Source organism: Superficieibacter sp. HKU1, assembly GCF_029319185.1.
In the GTDB taxonomy this organism is placed as follows: Bacteria; Pseudomonadota; Gammaproteobacteria; order Enterobacterales; family Enterobacteriaceae; genus Superficieibacter.
Genome location: NZ_CP119754.1, coordinates 4,061,490 through 4,079,908, shown reverse-complemented (window position 1 = coordinate 4,079,908; position 18,419 = coordinate 4,061,490). Strand labels below are relative to the sequence as shown.

At 54.7% G+C, this 18,419-nt stretch carries 17 protein-coding genes; 7 read left to right on the top strand and 10 right to left on the bottom strand.

Annotated features, from left to right (window positions below; translation table 11 throughout):
• Positions 1-37: 37 nt before the first annotated feature.
• From P0H77_RS19410 to P0H77_RS19400, 3 genes are all read right to left on the bottom strand, one after another.
• A complete protein-coding gene (locus tag P0H77_RS19410; protein ID WP_276158844.1) occupies positions 38-1,354 on the bottom strand; it encodes a lactate racemase domain-containing protein in 1,317 nt (438 codons plus the stop codon).
• Between the two features lie 172 nt (positions 1,355-1,526).
• Positions 1,527-3,047 carry an altronate dehydratase family protein gene (locus tag P0H77_RS19405; protein WP_276165181.1) on the bottom strand — a complete coding sequence of 507 codons (1,521 nt, stop codon included), beginning with the start codon at positions 3,045-3,047 and terminating at the stop codon, positions 1,527-1,529.
• Positions 3,048-3,131: 84 nt separating this feature from the next.
• Positions 3,132-4,040, bottom strand: a complete 909-nt coding sequence (locus P0H77_RS19400; protein ID WP_276158843.1) for a dihydrodipicolinate synthase family protein — start codon at positions 4,038-4,040, stop codon at positions 3,132-3,134.
• A gap of 340 nt (positions 4,041-4,380) precedes the next feature.
• On the opposite strand from P0H77_RS19400, the gene P0H77_RS19395 reads away from it, so the two are divergent.
• Both P0H77_RS19395 and P0H77_RS19390 read left to right on the top strand, forming a co-directional pair.
• Positions 4,381-5,481, top strand: a complete 1,101-nt coding sequence (locus P0H77_RS19395; RefSeq protein ID WP_276158842.1) for a glycerol dehydrogenase — start codon at positions 4,381-4,383, stop codon at positions 5,479-5,481.
• A gap of 225 nt (positions 5,482-5,706) precedes the next feature.
• Positions 5,707-7,020, top strand: coding sequence for a diguanylate cyclase (locus tag P0H77_RS19390; protein ID WP_276158841.1), 1,314 nt, complete (start codon positions 5,707-5,709; stop codon positions 7,018-7,020).
• 36 nt (positions 7,021-7,056) lie between these two features.
• On the opposite strand, the gene P0H77_RS19385 is transcribed toward P0H77_RS19390, so the two are convergent.
• Positions 7,057-7,266, bottom strand: a complete 210-nt coding sequence (locus P0H77_RS19385) for a 4-oxalocrotonate tautomerase family protein (protein ID WP_276158840.1) — start codon at positions 7,264-7,266, stop codon at positions 7,057-7,059.
• 19 nt (positions 7,267-7,285) lie between these two features.
• The gene (locus P0H77_RS19380; protein ID WP_276158839.1) at positions 7,286-8,020 is read right to left on the bottom strand and encodes an SDR family oxidoreductase; all 735 of its coding nucleotides are present in this window, start codon (positions 8,018-8,020) and stop codon (positions 7,286-7,288) included.
• 131 nt (positions 8,021-8,151) lie between these two features.
• On the opposite strand from P0H77_RS19380, the gene P0H77_RS19375 reads away from it, so the two are divergent.
• Positions 8,152-9,042 (top strand): LysR family transcriptional regulator, encoded by an 891-nt coding sequence (locus P0H77_RS19375; protein WP_276158838.1) that lies wholly within the window; start codon positions 8,152-8,154, stop codon positions 9,040-9,042.
• A gap of 7 nt (positions 9,043-9,049) precedes the next feature.
• On the opposite strand, the gene P0H77_RS19370 is transcribed toward P0H77_RS19375, so the two are convergent.
• The 3 genes from P0H77_RS19370 to P0H77_RS19360 all read right to left on the bottom strand — a co-directional run bounded on the left by P0H77_RS19370 (position 9,050) and on the right by P0H77_RS19360 (position 13,121).
• The gene (locus tag P0H77_RS19370) at positions 9,050-9,493 is read right to left on the bottom strand and encodes a GFA family protein (protein WP_276158837.1); all 444 of its coding nucleotides are present in this window, start codon (positions 9,491-9,493) and stop codon (positions 9,050-9,052) included.
• Between the two features lie 196 nt (positions 9,494-9,689).
• Positions 9,690-12,158 (bottom strand): membrane-bound PQQ-dependent dehydrogenase, glucose/quinate/shikimate family, encoded by a 2,469-nt coding sequence (locus tag P0H77_RS19365; protein WP_276158836.1) that lies wholly within the window; start codon positions 12,156-12,158, stop codon positions 9,690-9,692.
• 219 nt (positions 12,159-12,377) lie between these two features.
• Positions 12,378-13,121 carry a sulfite exporter TauE/SafE family protein gene (locus P0H77_RS19360; protein WP_276158835.1) on the bottom strand — a complete coding sequence of 248 codons (744 nt, stop codon included), beginning with the start codon at positions 13,119-13,121 and terminating at the stop codon, positions 12,378-12,380.
• Between the two features lie 115 nt (positions 13,122-13,236).
• Here P0H77_RS19360 and P0H77_RS19355 point away from each other — a divergent pair, with 115 nt between their 5' ends.
• Complete coding sequence (locus tag P0H77_RS19355) at positions 13,237-14,121, top strand: LysR family transcriptional regulator (RefSeq protein WP_276158834.1); 885 nt, start codon at positions 13,237-13,239, stop codon at positions 14,119-14,121.
• Between the two features lie 30 nt (positions 14,122-14,151).
• Here P0H77_RS19355 and P0H77_RS19350 read toward each other — a convergent pair whose 3' ends face one another.
• Positions 14,152-14,988, bottom strand: a complete 837-nt coding sequence (locus P0H77_RS19350; RefSeq protein ID WP_276158833.1) for an oxidoreductase — start codon at positions 14,986-14,988, stop codon at positions 14,152-14,154.
• 179 nt (positions 14,989-15,167) lie between these two features.
• On the opposite strand from P0H77_RS19350, the gene P0H77_RS19345 reads away from it, so the two are divergent.
• Both P0H77_RS19345 and P0H77_RS19340 read left to right on the top strand, forming a co-directional pair.
• Positions 15,168-16,058 (top strand): AraC family transcriptional regulator, encoded by an 891-nt coding sequence (locus tag P0H77_RS19345; protein ID WP_276158832.1) that lies wholly within the window; start codon positions 15,168-15,170, stop codon positions 16,056-16,058.
• Positions 16,059-16,186: 128 nt separating this feature from the next.
• Entirely contained in the window at positions 16,187-16,588 is a 402-nt protein-coding gene (locus tag P0H77_RS19340; protein ID WP_276158831.1) for a RidA family protein, read from the top strand.
• On the opposite strand, the gene P0H77_RS19335 is transcribed toward P0H77_RS19340, so the two are convergent.
• Positions 16,560-17,489, bottom strand: coding sequence for a LysR family transcriptional regulator (locus tag P0H77_RS19335; protein ID WP_276158830.1), 930 nt, complete (start codon positions 17,487-17,489; stop codon positions 16,560-16,562). The two genes, P0H77_RS19340 and P0H77_RS19335, sit on opposite strands and share 29 nt — an antisense overlap.
• Positions 17,490-17,581: 92 nt before the next feature.
• On the opposite strand from P0H77_RS19335, the gene P0H77_RS19330 reads away from it, so the two are divergent.
• Positions 17,582-18,415: an SDR family oxidoreductase gene (locus P0H77_RS19330; protein ID WP_276158829.1), complete on the top strand. Its 834-nt coding sequence runs from the start codon at positions 17,582-17,584 to the stop codon at positions 18,413-18,415.
• Positions 18,416-18,419 lie beyond the last annotated feature (4 nt).

Sequence of the window (18,419 nt, the reverse complement as noted above, 5' to 3'; positions counted from 1 at the left end):
ATATAAATGATTTCCCGTTTAAAAGGGATTTTTTATATTAATGATGCTTATTTTTTCCTGAAATATTTCCCAGATCGACCAGGTTGTCCTGTTCATCAAACTGGAACTGAGCCGGGCCAGAAATAATTTCAATATTTTCATTTTTCATGGCATCGTCGAGCATATTCGCTGAGATATACATGTCGTCGATATGTAACGTATTGGCGATACGGACCATGCGGATTTCAGTGCGGCCATCCAGAATAATGCAGGTTTTCAGCGCGGCCTGAATCGCCTCTTTATCGGAAGAGAGGATCACGGGCACAAAGCCGTCACGGGCTAAACGCGAAGTAATGACGTTCGGGTAGGTTTCTTGCAAATCAACTTTATCAAACAGGCGCTGGGTACAATAATCGGCCCAGCCCATGCCGGTCGCATTGCCACCACTCTGCTCATGCAGGTCGAGGACCGCAATCCGATCCGGACGGATGGAGGCGATTGGCTCCACGTACGGTGTCGGTGCGCGACCCATGACGTGACCGTCCATGCCGCCGCCGGAGTAGATTTTGCCCATCAGATCGATAATCACTACGTCGACGTTGTCAAACATAATGCGCGGGAAATAGCTTTTGGATTCGGCCAGCAGCGCTTTTTCACGCTCTTCCAGGCGATTTGCCGGAATGGCTTCAATTTTAACCACTTTATCGTAGGCGTTTTCAATGGTGCCCACGCCAAATAAAAAGGGCGTATTAGCCATTTTAACGCGCGCCATATCAAGGATATTTTTCGCCATATTGCCGAAACCATACGTATGGCAGGCATCCGCGCCTTCCTGCTTACCAAAGCCGATGGTGATCATCTTCAGAATGCCGCTTTCCATTGGCGCAGTGAACGCGTTGTGCGCTTTGATACGGTTGATAGCGATAATACCGTCGGCCTGCATGGCATTTTTATCCATCAGGACGTCCAGGCCGTTTTCAATCTCGCCAACCTTTACGGTTTCCATGGAGGAGCGAATTTCGCAGCCCAGCGTGGCTTCGGTAATGCCGAGATTTTCCAGCACGTGCAACTGACCCGCCGCGGTCGCGCCGCCGTGACTGCCCATCGCTGGCACCGCAAAAGGATGCGCGCCTAATGCTTTCAGTTCTGCGACGACCGCCCGGGCAATTTCAGCAATTTTATCCACGCCGCGACTTCCCAGTCCCACGGCGATAGTCATTCCGGGTTTAATGGTTTTGCGAATATCCGGCTGGCTAAACTGCTGGTGAATCGTAAGCGGAATATCCGTTATTTCTTCCGGAGAGGGAAAATGCTGTTTTATTTTCACCATATCCGGTAATGGCACATCCTGTAATAGCTTTTTGACGAACGACATAGTGGTAGTCCTTGTAACTGGAAATGTATAAATGAACGCTGATTGGCATTCACGCGATCTGATAATAGTGAACGTCAATGAGAAATACAGTTTATTCTTAAGGTAATAATAAGGAGGCCAGACAAAAGACCTCCTTATTATATTTATACGTTACCGATTAATTTCGGTAATATTACATAATGGCGTTCATGGTCCACGGCACAAATTCCAGGCCGCCGTAGCCAAATTTCTCGCTTTTTGTTTTCTGCCCGGACGCCATGGCCAGCACCAGCGCGTATAAACGCTCGCCCGCCTGAGCAATGGTTTCTGTACCTTCGGCCACATCGCCACAGTTGTGATCCATATCTTCCTGCTGACGCTGCCACAGCGCATTGTTAGTGGCGATTTTCAGTGACGGCGTAGGTTTGCTGCCAAAGGCCGAGCCGCGACCGGTGGTAAAGCACAGGAGATTGGCGCCACCGGCGATTTGGCCGGTTACCGCCATCGGGTCGTACCCAGGGGTGTCCATAAAGACCAGGCCTTTTGCCGTCACCGGCTCAGCATACTCGTACACTTCAACGAGATTAGACGTACCGCCTTTCGCGATGCCGCCCAGCGATTTTTCCAGCACCGTCGTCAGTCCGCCCTCTTTGTTACCGGCAGAAGGGTTGTTGTTCATCTCGCTCTTCGTTCTGGCGCAGTAATCTTCCCACCATGCAATGCGGTCAACTAACTTCTGACCCACTTCAGGCGTGACTGCCCGGCGGGTTAACAGGTGTTCCGCACCGAAAATTTCTGAGGTTTCGGAAAGAATAGCGGTGCCGCCCTGCTGAACGATTTTATCCGCAACGTAGCCGAGCACCGGGTTGCCGGAGATCCCGGAGTAGCTGTCTGAGCCGCCGCACTCCAGCGCGAGGATAATTTCGCTGACCGGCACCGGTTCACGCACTACGCTATTGGCTTGTGGCAGCATGGCATTAATGATTTCAATGCCTTTATCGATGGTTTTTTGGGTGCCGCCGGTTTCCTGAATGGTCATGCTGTGCAGCATTTTGCCTTCTTCAAGGCCTTCCGTGCGGATCAGATCTTTGATTTGGTTAGATTCGCAGCCCAGGCCGATAATCACCACGCCGGCGAAATTAACGTGCCGCGCGTAGCCGCTCAGCGTCCGGCGCATGACGGTCATGGTTTCGCTGTCGAAACCATACGCGCAGCCAAAACTCTGGGGCAGGGCGACGACGCCATCGACATTCGGGAAATCATCCAGGCCCACTTTTTTGTAGTGATCTTCAATGGCGCGGGCAACGGTGGCACTACAGTTAACGGAGGTCAGAATACCAATGAAATTGCGGGTTGCCACGCGGCCATCGGCACGGCGGATACCCATAAAGGTATCAATGCGATCGGCTTTGGGTAATTCAACGGTATCAACACCAAAGGCATAATCACGGGAAAAATCACCCATACTCAAATTATGCGTATGGATATGGTCGCCTTCTTTAATGTCTCTTGAGGCGAAACCGATGATTTGACCGTAACGCTTGACCGCATCGCCGGCGGCAATATCGTGGAGGGCAATTTTGTGTCCAGCCGGAATATCCTTATTCACGGTAAGATTTTCATGCGGCAGGAACGTATCTTTCGCTACCGCAAAGCGTGCAACGACAACATCATCATTGTCGTTAATTTTAATGACTGGATAAGGTGTATTCATCGTCATGGGTCCCTAAGTTTCCTGTTTTTTCAGGCTACGGACGATGCGGTAGCCTGAAAGACGCAGAGCATATCGTCCGATGGCTTACTTAATGATGCCTGCTGAGCGAAGGATGGATTTTGCTTGCTCAGTTTTTTCTGCCGACAGTTTTTGCGTTGGCGCGATAACTTCCGTTGAAATATCGGTACCTGCCGCTTTGATACATTCTTTAATGACGCCAAAGAACGGTGATTCTAACGCGTAAAGCGAAGACAATTTGGCCAGCGTGCGCTGCTTTTCAAACGCCTCTTCGTAATTTTTTTCGATAAACGCTTTATAAATACCGCCGGTAATATGCGGGGCGATGTTAAAGGTGGCTGGAATACCGCCGTGACCGCCAAGGATCAGCGTATCAAGCATATATTCGTCATAGCCGGAGAAAATAATAAAGTCACGGCGGAAAGCGTGAACGCGATTGATAATTTCACGGGTATGGCTGATGTTATCAATGGTATCTTTAATGCCTACGATATTCGGCACATCGCGCGCCAGGCGTTCGATAACCTCCAGGCCAATATCCTGCCCGGTTAACGCAGGGAAGTTATACAGTAAAACCGGCGTTTTCAGGCTTTCTGCAACCTTGCGATAATGATGATAAATAAAATCAGCATTTAAGAGGGCGTAATAAGGATTCACGACCAGAACGGCAGCGGCGCCATGTTCCTGAGCGTGCAAGCCGTATTCAATCGTTTCATCGGTTCCCGGCGCGGCAATGCCAATCATCACCGGTACGCGGCCCGCGACGTGCTTCAGCGCAAACTCAGCCACGTCGAGACGCATCTGGTGGGTCATGTGGCTAAACTCACCGCCGCTGCCGAGGATTAGCATACCGTTAGCGCCATCGTTGATGACTTTATCAAGCATGCGCGCCATACTTTCACGGTCAAGCTGGCCGTCACGATTTACGATGGTGGGAACGGGTGGGAATATCCCTTTAAAGCAATCAAGATTCATTTTAAACTGCCATCCTTGTTGTTCTGCATGGAGAACCGTTGTTCAGTGAAGGGAATTATTTACCTATTCAGAAAGAGGTGCAATAGATATTTTAAGGCGAAACGTAACGGAGAGTATTTATGTGATCTGCTCCACTTTATATATCAGATGTTAATATTTCACGAATGATTAACATTCATAATTTATGCAAATGAATTGATTTGTTTAATTCATCTAATGAATAACATGGCGAGGAATTTTATATTCTGCTGTTGACGGGGTTTAAATATGGAGTAAATTTAAATGTAATTCAGAACTTAGGTTCCCTATGTGGAACTGTAATTATTTATAAGGAGATTTTATGATTACTACCGCTATTTTCCCCGGACGCTATGTACAAGGTGCTGGCGCGATTGAACATTCTCTTGCTGATGAAATCCTGCGCCTCGGTAAAAAAGCACTGGTATTGCAGGATCCGGTTGTTCATCAAAAGTTAGGCGATAAAATTGATGGCGCACTGAAAGGCAAGCTGGATTATCAGGTTGAAATCTTCAACAGCGAATGCTCTGACGAAGAGATCGAACGTATCTGCGGGCTGGCAAAAGCCTGCGGCGCGGAGGTTATCGTCGGCATTGGCGGTGGTAAAACGCTGGATACGTCTAAAGCGACTGGCGCGAGCTTAAAACGTCCGATTGTGATTGTTCCTACCCTGGCATCAACCGATGCGCCGTGCAGCTCCCTGGTGGTTATTTATACTCAGGAAGGGCAGTTTAAACGTTATCTGATGATCCCGCGTAACCCGGACGTGGTGCTGGTTGACTCCGGCGTTATCGCCCAGGCACCGGTACGCTTCCTGCTGTCAGGTATTGGCGATGCGCTGGCCACCTGGTTCGAAGCGGAAGATTGCCGCGTTAAACTGGCCGGTAACATGACCGGTCGCCCTGGCCCGATGTCGGCATACGGGCTGGCACGCATGTGTTTTGATACGCTGCTGAAATATGGCGTCCAGGCGAAAAACGCCTGCGAACAGCAGAAGGTCACGCCTGCGCTTGAGCACGTTATCGAAGCAAATACGCTGCTTTCCGGCCTTGGCTTTGAAAGCGGTGGTCTGGCGGCGGCGCATGCCATTCACAACGGTCTGACCGTGCTGCCGGAGACTCATCGTTTCTGGCATGGTGAAAAAGTGGCGTTCGGCACCCTGGCAATGCTGATGCTGACCGATCGCGATCCCGAACTGATTAATACCGTTTATCGTTTCTGCCTGGAGCTGGGTCTGCCAACCACGCTTGCGGATATTGGTCTGGAAAATGTCAGCGATGCCGATCTGATGAAAGCGGCCGAGGCTTCCTGCCAGCCTGGCGAAACCATGCATAACGAACCTTACGACGTTACGCCGGTCAATGTGCTGGCGGCAATGCGCGCAGCAGATGCAGAGGGCCGTCGCCTGAAAGCCGCTCGCTAAGACGCACTCTGGCCCGGCCGGTGTATGCGACCGGGCTTATTCACTCTCCCGCTGACCTTCCTTAACGCCTTCTTCCTCACGTACAGAATGTAAAAGCAGCGAATCAATAAAGAATATTTATATTCACCATATCAATGATTGCTATTCTCGCCTTGCGCTTCCCTGTATCTTTATAGCGTCTGTTGTCACGATCCGATTTCTATTTAACGCACGTTGAGCATGCTCATGACGAATGATAAAACACGCCCTTATTTTCATGAGGTGGATGAGAAGCATCTGTTGGAGCTTCTCAATCATAATTCTGACTGGCTATGGGAAGTGGATGCCGAAGGGCGCTATACCTGGGTTTCCGGAGTTGTGACCGAACTGCTGGGCTACCCGCCGGAAGAGGTGCTTGGACGGACGCCGTTTGATTTTATGCCGCCTGAAGAAGCCGAAAGGGTAGGCCTGGCATTTATGGATATCGTTACGGCAAAAAGACCCTTTTCCGGTCTGGTGAATCGTAACCGACGGGCGGACGGAACTATTGTGGTGCTGGAGACCAGCGGGATACCGTTATTTGATGCGGAGGGAAATCTCAGCGGCTATCGTGGCATTGACCGTAATATTTCTACCCTCGGCGAGCGCGTACTTCAACTGGAAACCATTTACGACACCACCCCCGTGGCATTGTGCATGATCGATTTACACGGGCGCATCGTGATGTCGAATAAAGCGATGACCCGCCTGCTCGCCAGTGCCCCTTCCGGCGCGGTAACCGATTATTTCCCTGACGTCATGCCTGAATGCTGGCAGCAGTTTTTGCAGGATTTCAGCGGCGCAAGCCACGGCGCAGACATCCCGAGCCGGGAGGTAATGTTTGCCGAGCGCTATTATTACACCCAGCCGGTGCCGGTCTATGACGCGATGGATAACGTGGTCGGCCTGTCGGTGACCTGGGTAGACATTACCGCCCGCCGCCTGGCGGAGCAAAAGCTGGCGAATGCCAACCTGGTATTAAAGCAGTTCGCCCAACTGGATCATCTCACCGGACTGTTTAATCGCCGCCATATGGATGAATTTTTGGTCCAGCAAATTGCCCATGCGCTTGAGCAGGGATTGCCGCTCTCTATCTGCCTGGTGGATATCGATTTTTTCAAAAACTTTAACGACAATCAGGGGCACCAGTCCGGCGACGATTGCCTGCGGGCCGTCACCAAAGCGCTGGTATCGGCCAGCCTGCGTCCGGAAGACAATATCAGCCGCTACGGGGGCGAAGAGTTTCTGGTGATTCTGCCGCGTACCGACATCCACGGCGCGCTGGTTGTCGCGGAGCGGCTGCGCGCCAGCGTAACGGCGCTCAATATTCCGCATGTTTCCAGCCCGACCGGATTTTTGACCATCAGTATTGGCGTGGCGACGCTATACGATGCAAAGGCGATTTTTGGCGAACAGCCGCTGCACAGCATTGCCAGCGAGCTGATTTATCAGGCGGATACGGCGCTCTATAAAGCAAAAAAACAGGGACGCAACCGGGTGGTTAGTGGTGCAAAGTCATAAGGAACGCCCCGGCTAACCCGCCGCCGGGGAGAGGATTTAGCTGGCCCTGTATTCTTGTGGAATGCTGAAAGGTTCATCGGCACGGTAATAACCGCCATCTTTCACTTCCTCAATCAGCACCATGGTGTGCGCCCGGGCATGTTCAGAGAAGTATTCGACCAGTAGATCGGTGATCCGATGGCTAATTTCGGCTTTTTGTTGCGCGCTCAGCGCGGCTTCCGGGGTTTTGATATTAACGAAAGGCATAATATTTTCCTGAAATAAATTAGATCACGCCACCGTTGACGCGAATAACCTGACCGTTGATCCAGCCGCTTTCCTGACTGACCAGAAAACGCACTACCTGCATGATGTCCTGCGGTTCGCCGAGGCGGCCCAGCGGGTTCATATTTTTGATACGCTCAACCAGCTCGTCGCTTTTGCCATTAAGGAAAAGATCCGTTGCCACCGGGCCGGGGGCAATCGCATTAACCGTGATGCCACGCGATCCCAGCTCTTTGGGCAGAATATGGGTCAGGGCTTCGACGGCGGCTTTAGTTGCGGCATAAACGCCGTACTGCGGCTGGTACAGCCCCACCACGCTGGAGGAAAAGTTAATAATCCGGCCACCTTCGGAAAGGCGTTTTGTGGCTTCCCGCATCAGGCGAAACGGCGCGGTCAGGTTGATGGCAATCTGGCGCTCAAAGCTGTCGTCGTCAGTGGCCGAAATCGCAGAGAGTTCCATGATGCCCGCATTGTTGACCAGAATATCAACCTTGCCAAAGGTGTTTTCCGCGGCAGTGAACAGCGTTTGCGCCGCGTCAGCGTCGGCAATGTTGGCCTGCACGGCATGTGCTTTGCCGCCTGCGGCACTAATCGCGGCCACAACAGCATCCGCCTGTTCGCTGCTGCGCGAATAGTTAACGATGACCGCGATCCCATCAGCCGCAAGGCCGCGAGCAATTTCAGCGCCAATCCCGCGAGACGCGCCCGTCACAATGGCGACTTTTGTATTCTGCATACCTGTGCTCCCGTTGATGAATAATCGTCTGAAACACTATAGCTGTCGGATTATTAAAAATAATCGTCTGTAAATTGACATGATAATTCATCTGTCACTAATAATAAGAGGGTTAACGTGAGGGAACCCATTTGGACAAGATTCAGCAGTTACAGCTTTTCGTGCGCATTGTGGAAGGGGGCAGCTTTTTGCAGGCGGCGCAGGAGCTGGGGATTGCCCGCTCCACCGCCACCAATGCCATCAAGCAACTGGAGCAGGAAACGGGCGCACAATTACTGGCGCGTACCACGCGTGCGGTAAAACCGACGCCGGAGGGTGAAGAATTTCATCGCCGTGCCCGGGCGGTGCTGGGAGATATTGAAGATACCTGGACTGCGTTTCGCAACGCAACGCCGGGCGGTCATCTGCGCATCAACGCCTCCGGCCTGCTGACGCGCACGTTTCTGGTCCCGCGCCTGCCTGACTTTCTTCGTCAGTATCCGGATATCGTCATTACCTTTGGGCAAACGGATCGTTTTGTTAACCTGGTGCGTGAAGGAATTGACTGCGTGATCCGGGTTGGCGTACCGGAAGACAGCAGTCTGCGGCTGCGGCGACTGGGCCATCTGCCGGAAATCACCTGCGCCAGCCCGGCCTATCTTGCGGCATACGGCACACCGCACAGTCTGGACGATCTGGCGGCGCACAAAATGATCGGCTTTGTGTCATCGCAGAGCGGGGAAGTGATGCCGCTGAATTTTATCCGCGATGGCCGCACGGAATCGCGACGTTTGCCATCCCGGGTGATGACCGATAATTCCGATACCGCCGCCGCGCTGGCAGCGCAGGGACTGGGGCTGATTCAGGCTCCGCGTTACCGCTTTGAAGAACAATTAAGGCGCGGCGAACTGGTGGAAGTGCTTGCTGCTTATCCACCGGGTGCCTTACAAGTTAACGCCATCTATGCCGGTGAGCGGCGGGCTTCGCGGCGTCTGGACGTGTTCCTGAACTGGGTCAGCGATATCTTTGCTGAGGCGTTATGAAACGGGATCAGGTTTCAGGCTGTTCTTCGTCCGCCGGTTGAAAAATCAGGGTCCCCGCCAGCAGTGAAACGCCGTTGTTGTCGTTAGGATGATTTACGCCGTCATAAACGGGAACGGCAGGGAAGTCGAACGGGCTAACGCCTTCCAGACAGGCGACGTTGACGCCGAACTGGTTCGGATTAGAGCGCCGCTGATGATGGGTATAGATGCCGCAGCGTGAGCAGAAGAAGTGCTGAGCGGCCCCGGTGTTAAAGCGGTAGCGGGTAAGCAGTTCTTCGCCGCGAAGAAAAGAAATCCCACCCGCTTCGGCGGAGACCACCACCGCGCCGCGCATCCGGCAATAGGAACAGGTACAGCGGCGAATGGTGTTTAAGCCATCGCTCAGTTTGACCTCAAATTGCACTGCGCCGCAGTGGCACTGGCCGTGATGAGACTGGGTTGATGTCGTCATAGGCTTTCTCCTGCGTGGATAAATGGTGATGTCTGGAGGATTTGCCTGGCGGCGCTGCGCTTGCACAGGCCTACATATTCCAGGGTAATCTATTGATATCTGGTGGTTTTGTAGGCCGGGTAAGGCGAAGCCGCCACCCGGCATCTTTCCACAGTGTAAAATCTGAGCGCGCCATCCTGGCGCGCTTTTTACTCAACTACTTTTTCTCCGGTAGCGCCCAGGCGAGAACATAATCCCCGGCTGGCGTCTCCATAAAGTGATGGCCCCCCGCCGCAATGACCACATACTCTCGTCCATTCTGCGTATATATCATCGGGTTCGCCTGGCCTCCCGCAGGAAGCGGAGCGCTCCATACGGTTTCACCGGTATTGATATCAATGGCGCGGATCAAATCATCCGTGGCGGCGGCGATAAAGATCAGGCCGCTGGAGGTCACCACCGAACCGCCGTTATTCGGCGTACCGATATTGATCGGCAATCCGGTCGGCAGGCCGAACGGCCCGTTACGGCGCGCGGTGCCCAGAGGACGATCCCACACGGTGCGGCCATCGCGCATATCAATGGCGCGAATGCCACCGTAAGGCGGTTCCTTACACAGCATCCCGGTCACCGGCAAGCGCCAGCCCGCATTCACGTTTACCGCATAAGGCACGCCGATTTGCGGATCGCCTGCGCCTTCCGCATGGCCTTCGTCATGCGGGTTATGGGTAATTTCATCACGCGGTTTCCAGCCCAGCTTGTCGGCTTTAGCGCGCGGCACAAGGATATTGTAGTTCGGCATATCATTATAGTTCGCAATGATTAGCCCGCGTTGAGGATCCACTGCCACGCTGCCCCAGTCGGAACCACCGTTATAGCCCGGATATTCAATCGTGTGACGCTCGGCTTCCGGCGGCGTGTACTGACCTTTATAGCCCGCTTTCTGGAACTGAATACGGCACACCAGCTGATCGATAGGCGTTAATCCCCACATATCCTGCGGTGTCAGATCGGGCTTGCTCAGATGGTGGAACAGCGAGTAGGGCTGCGTAGGCGAGCGTGCTTCCGGCTCGACGCCGCCGCCGGGGACCGCTCGTTCTTCAACGCCAAACAGCGATTTCCCGGTACGACGGTCGAGGACATAAATTTCGCCCTGTTTGGTCGGGACGATAATCGCCGGAACGACGCCGTCTTTACCGGGGTAGTCCACCAGCGTCGGCTGTGACCCCTGGTCGTAATCCCAGACGTCTTTATGCGCCGTCTGGAACGACCACACCGGAAGCCCCGTGTCGATGTTCAGCGCCGTCACCGAGACGGCGTATTTATCTTCCGCTCCGGTGCGCGAGCTGCTCCAGTAGTCGCCCGATGCGTTCGCTACGGGTAAGTAAATAAGTCCTAATTTGTCATCGCCGGTGAACGAGGTCCAGACATCCGGCGAACCGCGTTTATACGCGTCCGCGCCGGTTTTCGGCGTGCTGTCGTCGGGGTTGGCCGCATCCCACGCCCATTTAAGTTTCCCGCTACGCACGTCGTAGGCTTTAATCACCCCCGGCGGGCCGAATGCGCGCTGGCCGTCAATGGTCTGGTGGCCGACAACCAGCGTATCGCGGATCACTACCGGGGCGGAGTTGATAGCGACGTAGCCATCGTAAATTTCGCCCATATCTTCCGCGAGATTCACCGTACCCTGATTACCGAAATCGCGGCACACTTCGCCGGTTTTGGCATCCAGTTCAATGATACGTGCATCCAGCGTGCCTAAAATAATCCGCTGTTCGCACATCGCACCGGTAGTGGCTACGGCAGGCGTGGCGGCAGAAGCATTTTCCCCGGTTGAAATATGGCTGTTGGTTTGGGCATCAAACCAGGTCAGCCCACGGCAAGCCGCGGTATAGGGAATTGATTTGTCGCTGACTTTCGGGTCGAACTGCCATTTCTTTTTACCGGTAGCGGCATCGAGGGCGAAAACCTGGTTATGCGGCGTACAGGTGTACAGCGTATCGCCTATCTTAATCGGCGTATTTTCGCCGCCCCAGCGCGCTTTAGGCAAATCGCCGGTGCGGAACTGCCACGCGAGTTTCAAATCCTTCACGTTATCGGGAGTGATCTGCGAGGCGTTGACGAAACGCTGGGAAGCCAGCGAACCGCCGTAGGTATACCAGTCGCCCGCGTCAGGCTGCGAGGCTTTACCGGTTCCCGTATCCGCTACGTAAGAGTGTTCCCCTGCCGCCGGAACGTTGGTGGCAGGCGTGGTATTCAGGGCGGTAAACGGGAGCACTGCCGCAACAATAAACGCCAGAATAAAGACGCCCGCCAGCGAGCGGGATAGCGCACGGCTGACGCCGGGTTTCAGGCGCGGAAGCTGGAAAGCAAACACAATGCCGAGCAGCAGCATAATGTCGAAGCGCGGAACCCAGCGCCAGTAATCGAGTCCGGACTCCTGAATAGTCCAGATCAGCGTGCCAATAAATACCAGCGCAAACCAGTACACAGCGCTGGTTCTTCTGGCAAAAATCAGCGCGCCAGCGATGACGCAGCCGATGCCTGCCAAAAGGTAATACCAGTTTCCACCCAGCACCACTAACCAGCCGCCGCCAATTAGCATGGCCGCGCCGAATAATATCAGTACGGTGGCAAACAGGATATTCCAGACAGAAAGTCTGGGTATTCTATTTGAAGTCTCCAAAGTCTTTTCCTTATGCCATATTAAAAGTACGTAAATTTACAAATTATAATGTCTGCATTTGTAAAGTTAGTTTGTCTGACTTATAAATCAATACGCTTAAGGGAATACGTCACTTTTTGTTCAGGAATACTTTGCTAATTGCAGCTAAAACAACGCGCTACACTTAATAAATAATATTATTTCTGCAGGTAACTATTCAGCTGCGGTTATACTCTGCTTTTAAAACAGCAACGATCTCAGGGTTAATTCCAGTCCCAGTAATATTAAAAAGAGTAAAAAACATTTTCTGAATGTTTTGGCGCTGATTTTCGATCTTATCTTTTGTCCCAGCCACATTCCGATTAATGCGGGGAAGACGGAAAATAACGACAGCGATAGTTGATTAAGGTGATACGCATCCTGCGCATAAAGCCCGGCGGCAAGCGCAAGCGTAGACACGGTGAAAGAAAGCCCCAGCGCCTGTACCAGCTCATCTTTACTGAATTTGAGCGTCTGAAGATAAGGCACCGCAGGCATTACGAATACGCCGGTGGCGCCGGTGATAACACCGGTACTTGCGCCAATTACCGGTGACAGCAAGCGTTCCTGCTTTTTCGTCACGGTAAAGACGGGCGCATACAGCGCGTAAGTCGCGTAAACGATCAGCGCCGCGCCGAGGAGAAAGCCGGACACGCCGGCGTCGATACTGATTAAAAGCGTTGAGCCTGCAAGCGTTCCGGCCACGATACATAACATCATCAACCTCAGCCTTGACCACAGAGCCATCAACGCCGGACCAGAGAAAAGTTGCCAGACGTTCGTCACCAGAGAAGGAATTATCAGCAGCGCCGCCGCCACGGGCAGTGGCATAAAGGTGCCCAGCAATCCCATCGCCACCGTGGGCAATCCCATTCCGGTCACGCCTTTTACCAGGCCCGCAGCGATAAAGATAATGATTATATTGAGATAGTGTATTTCGCTCATCCGATTATCTTTTCAAAGTGAAAGAACCGTCATTGAAACACCCGTTATCGGTGGGGCACAATGTGGATTATTTCCCGCAGGCTACGGCAAAGCCGAAGGCAAAAGGACGAATGCAATGAGACTGGATATGGCTGATTTACAGTTATTTATTTGTATCGTCGATGCGGGCAGTATTACCCGGGGGGCGGTAAAAGCGCATCTGGCGCTGGCCTCCGCCAGCGAGAGGCTGCGGCTGATGGAAGAGGGTGCCGGCGTGCCGCTGCTGGTGCGTCATCCGAGAGGCGTGACGTTAACCGACGCAGGGGAAGCGCTGGCGAAGCATGCCCGTCCGCTTCTGGAACTGCACCAGCAGCTTAAGCGAGAATTAAAAACCTTTGCGTCAGGCGCGCGCGGTACGCTAAAGCTGTATGCCAATACCTCGGCGTTAACCAACTTTCTCCCGGCGCGGCTCGCGCCGTGGCTGGCGTTGCACCCTCAACGCCATATCGAATTAGAAGAACGCACCAGCGCCGATATTATCGCGCTTTTGACAACCGGCTCCGGAGAGGCGGGAATTGTCTCCGACGCGGTCGACGCCGGTGGCTTAATAGCAGAACCTGTCGCCGACGATCGTCTGGTGCTTATTATTCCCGCCGGGCACAAACTCCATAACAAACAGGCGGTCTCTTTCGCTGATATTATTACTGAACCCTTTGTCGGGCTTTATCCGGGGAGCGCGCTTCAGGATCATCTTCACTCTCACGCCCGGGCACTGGGAGGCGAGCTTAATATCAGGATCAGAATGAGTACCTTTGAAGGTCTGTGTGAAATGGTGGAGAAGGGCATCGGGGCAGGGATTGTACCGGCGGTTATTGCCGCTAATTATCAATCACGTTTTCACTATCATCAACTCGCCCTGACCGATAGCTGGGCCAGACGCAGGCTGTGTTTTTGCTACCGCTCGTGGGAAGCGCTCAGCCCGGCAATGAAGCAATTAATCAATCATCTTAAAAAAGCCTGAACGTGCGCCGCCGTGCGCGGCGCAGGAGGATTAATCCTGATGGTCGGTTGAGGCCGACAGGTGTTGCCAGCGCTCAATCTCCGCCTGGCGCTGGGCCAGATCGTCGCGCGCCATTTTCAGCGCATCCGAACCGAGCAGCAGGTGCAGCGGCGGTTCTGCGGCATTCGCCAGCTCGACAATCGCCGCGCCGAACTTCACCGGATCGCCGAGCTGCTTGTGGTTGAAGTTCTTATACAGGGTTTCCGCGTCCTCACGAGCCTGCGCGTAATCCTCAATGGGACTGCCGGAAAAACGTACCGAACGGTCATCGAGGAAATCAGTGCGAAACATCCCAGGTTCCACGACGGTGACGTGAATGCCGAAGGGGGCCAGATCGCGGGCGAGATTAATACTGAATCCCTCGACTGCGAACTTAGAAGTTCCGTACAGGGTACAAAAATCAAAACTGACCAGCCCGCCAATCGAACTGATGTTGATGATATGCCCGGACCGCTGGCGGCGCAGTACTGGCAGCACGGCGCGGGTCATACGCATCAGACCATTGACGTTGGTTTCCAGCTGGCGCTGGATATCCTCTTCCGGCGTCTCCTCGAAAAGGCCCAGCTGACCGTAGCCCGCATTGTTGACCAGTACATCAATCGCGCCAAAACGCGCCAGCGCGGCTTTCACCACCGCGTCCGGTGCCGCAGGATCGGTAACGTCCAGGGGCGTTAGCAGCAGACGGTCGGTGTACCGGGTAAACGCGCTGCTGGCGCTGCCGACATCGCGGGCCGTCGCGACCACATTATCGCCTGCCGCCAGCGCCGCGCGCGCCATCTCCAGCCCCAGTCCGCGTGATGCGCCGGTAATCAGCCATGTTTTGCTCATAATGACTCCTGATATTTTGTGGATGTACGGATGATGTTGCAGGCTCAATGCTAGTGGGATGCAGGCGAGCAAAACAGGCGCATTCCTCTCTGATGATTGCCTGATTGTATTTATGGCGTTCACTTTGTAGTGGATAAACGGCAGTATAATTGCTCAATCATGACGGCGGAGACAGGGCGATGAATGAGATGGTGTCTTTACTTAACAGGCTGGCACCGCATGAGGGATATACCTGCTCGCAACTGGATAATGTGCGCTTTATGCGATCCAACCGCTCGCTGGCGCGCACGCTGGTAGTCTATGAGCCGTGTATCGTGATTGTCTGTCAGGGGCATAAACGGGGCTATCTGGCGAACCGGGTCTACCATTACGATCCGCAGCATTATCTGGTCCTGTCGGTACCGCTGCCGTTCGCAACCGAAACCGAGGCCAGCGCAGACGAACCTCTGCTCGCCGTAGCAGTAACGCTGGATCTGCGCGTGTTGTCAGAACTGGCGCTGGCGCTGGACCGCCCGGCGACATCAGTGGATGCGGCGCCGGAAGGGATTATCTCCACGCCGCTGAATGGGCAACTGGCGGATACCGCGCTGCGCCTGCTGCGCGCGCTGGCCTGCCCGGAGGAAGCCAGCATTCTGGGACCGCAGATCGTGCGTGAACTGTATTATCGGGTGCTAATTGGCGATCGCGGAAACGCGATTCGCGCCGCGCTGGCCCATCACGGCCAGTTTGCCAGCATTGCCCGATCGCTACAGCGTATTCACGGCGACTGCGCGCAGCCGCTGTCGGTTACTACGCTGGCGGGCGACGCCGGATTGAGCATTCCTGCTTTCCACAAGCATTTTAAGCAGGTCACCGGCACTTCGCCGCTGCAATACATTAAGTCGATACGGCTTAATCAGGCGCGGCTGTTGATGATCCGCGATAATCTGACCGCCGCTGCCGCCGCGTTTCGGGTAGGCTATGAAAGCCCGTCTCAATTTAACCGTGAGTTTCGCCGCCAGTTTGGCCGCAGTCCGGGAGAGGAAGCCAAAGAGATGAAAGCGGCGTTCGCGTTGTTTCCCCCGGTGTAAACGTTTTTTCAGCGTGAACCGATCGGTGAATTATCTTCACCAGACCATCCCATTTGGCGGGCATAGTGCCTGCCCGCGCTGGCATTTATTATCCCTTAACACGGTTTTGTGTTGCAAAAGGGGGCCCTATGAAAAAGCCAGAAGATGTCGTCTTTCCTGCCGGACGGCAGGCGCTGTATGAGCAGAATCATTATTCCCCGGCGGTGAAATCCGGCGGTTTTTTATTTGTCTCCGGGCAGGTGGGTAGTCGTGAAGATGGTTCGCCCGCGCCCGAACTGGAGCAGGAGATCCGCCTGGCGTTTGATAATTTGTCTGAAGTGCTGACGGCGGCCGGGTGTACCTTCGCGGATGTAGTGGATGTTACCGTTTATCTGCTCGACCCGGAAACCACGCTCGACACGGTCTGGAAAGTATTACCGGACTACTGGGGCGACGCTCCCTGGCCGACGCTGACGGGCGTGGGCGTCACCTGGCTGTATGGTTTCCGTTTCGAAATCAAGGTCATTGCCCGGTTGCCGGAGGGCGGCTGACCCGCGTCTCTTTAATTAAATCAATTAACGCCCGCAGGCTGGCGGGCATATGGCGATTAGCGGGAAACCACAGGCACAGGCCGGGGATCGGCGGGCACCACGGCTCCAGCACCGTGACCAGTCTGCCGTCATCCAGCGCCGCCCTGGCGTGCATCTCCGGAACGTACGCAATGCCCAGACCGTTCAGCGCCGCGTCCACCATCAGCGGCGAACTGTTCAGCGTCAGCGTACCGGGGACGTCCAGCGCAATACTCTGCCCGTGGCGGGCGAATTCCCAGCGATAGCGCCTGCCGCTGGGTAATCGCTGGCGGATGCAGCGATGATTCGCCAGCTCGTCCGGCGCCACAGGGGCAGGGTGCCGGGCCAGATAGTCCGGCGACGCCACTGCCAGAAAACGCACGTCCTCGCCAAAACGCACCGCCACCATATCCGCGGGCACATCTTCTGCCAGCCGAATACCCGCATCAAAGCCCTCCGCAACGATATCCACCAGTCTGCCATCGACCACCAGATCCAGCTCCACGCCGGGATAGCGCGCCTGATACGCCGGCACCACCGTATGCAGCAATAAGTAAATCGCCTCTTCGCCGCCGTTAATGCGCAGCGTCCCCAGCAGACTGCCCTGTGCATCCGCTGCCTCTTCCAGCGCCTGCTCCAGCCCGCTCAGATGCGGCGTGATACGGCGCAATAGCTGCTCTCCGGCGGTGGTCAGCGAGACGCTGCGGGTCGTCCGGTGCAGCAGGCGAACGCCGAGGCGCGCTTCCAGAGCGCGAATGGCGTGGCTCAGGGTCGAGCGGGTAACGCCGGACAGATCCGCCGCGCGGCGGAAACTGCGCTGTTCCGCTACCGCCATAAAGGCTTTCAGATCGGAGAGCGTTGGGGTCTTCACTGGTGATTTCATTTCACCTCTCCATGCTATTTAGTGTGTCTTATCATACCAGTGATAGTGCCATAACCTGTTCCTGTGAGTTAACGACTTTTACGGAGCACAGCATGAACATGAAAACCTGGTTTATTACCGGCACCTCCAGCGGGCTGGGACGATTGATGACGGAGCGCCTGCTGGCGCGGGGCGATAGCGTTATTGCCACCCTGCGCAAACCCGGCGCGCTGGATGAACTGCAGGCAAAATACGGCGAACGGCTGCGCGTTGTGCTGCTGGACGTCACGGATAGCGCCGCAATACGCCGTGTAGTGACGCGGGCATTCGAAGAGACCGGACGCATTGACGTGCTGGTGAGCAATGCGGGATACGGCCTGTTCGGTGCGGCGGAAGAGGTCAGCGACGCACAGATTGCGCGGCAAATTGCCACCAATCTCACCGGTTCCATTCAGGTGATCCGCGCGGCGCTGCCGTATCTGCGCCAGCAAAAGGGCGGGCGTATTGTGCAGATCTCGTCAGAGGGCGGACAAATGGCCTGGCCCAACTTCAGCCTGTATCACGCGACCAAATGGGGAATCGAAGGCTTTATTGAAGCGGTGGCGCAGGAAGTGGCCCCGTTCGGCATTGACTTTATGCTGGCGGAACCGGGACCCACGGAGACCAATTTTGCTGCGGGGGTTGATATCGCCGGGCCGCTGGCCTGCTATGACGACACGCCTGCCGGTGAGGTGCGGCGCGGGCTGGCGGCCGGGACGATTGCCATTAACGGCGATGCGGCGAAAACCGTGGACGCCATCATTGCTGCCGCAGATGCAAAACACGCGCCTTTCCGTCTGGCGCTGGGCAGCAAGGCATATCATTCCATTCGGGAAGCGTTAAACGGACGGTTACAGGAGCTGGAGGAGAATAAAGCGGTCGCGCTGAGCGTCGATAAGGATGCGTGAACGG